Below are 883 nucleotides of genomic sequence, written 5' to 3' on the forward strand. Positions count from 1 at the left end.
AATTTTGAGTGTGAGGCTTGTAAGAATAACAATATGTTATTAGAGGCACTGTATTTCATGGAAATAATTCTGATTTTTTATAGCATATATTCTCTTTTTGTTGTCTTTAGCTTGTTTTCTCTTCGTTATATTTTTTAAGTTGATTTATTCACAAATGGTGAGCGTAATTCTTTGAAAGATAGATGGATTTTTTTAAGAATCTTGTAATCGCAAATGGCAATTGTTCAAATGTTTTTGGTTATTTTCGATCATAAAAAAGAGAGAAAACTTCTTTTTAATAAAGAAAGATAATTTTAATACTAAAAGGCGACACCGACATATTACGCTGCCTTTCATATTAAAGCAAACAGCATGAAAGTACGTTTACTTTTACAGGCTTGTCTTAAAACTGATAGTGCATTCCGCCTGAAAAATTCGCTCCAGTTATACCAGTTTTTTAAATTTTGTTGATAACTAACATCACTATGAAGTAAGAAATTCTAAGATAATTGGACACTGATGTTAAGTCCGCTTTCAATTGAAGATCCTATGTCATGTTGATAATTCTTATCAATATATATGCTTCACCATCGCTAAAAATTTTGATTGCATTCACTTTTTCATAGAAGGAAATAGAACGACCGTTTTTAGCGGTTATAACGGTTTTGGTCAAATGCTCACCAATATACGGATTAACTATTGATGGGGATTGTTCATATTAACTTTAAAACCATCGGTATCTGCAAGAGTATCAAACATTAAATGTTGGTAGACAAGTTGTGCTTGAGGTTCAAGTGTCACGCCTTCAAAACCGGTTGCAAATTGTTTGCCAAATAGCAGAGACATTTAGCATCTTCGCATTTGTCAATTTTTTTGTTTTGCCATAGCATTGGTGATATCTCCC

Annotated in this window: 1 protein-coding gene; it reads right to left on the reverse strand. The window is 31.8% G+C overall.

The annotated features are described in order from the left end of the window. Window positions 1-675 precede the first annotated feature (675 nt). Complete coding sequence (locus ACFIK8_RS10565; protein WP_240532093.1) at window positions 676-825, reverse strand: autotransporter outer membrane beta-barrel domain-containing protein; 150 nt, start codon at window positions 823-825, stop codon at window positions 676-678. Window positions 826-883 lie beyond the last annotated feature (58 nt).

This window comes from Bartonella sp. MR168JLCBS, from assembly GCF_042194175.1.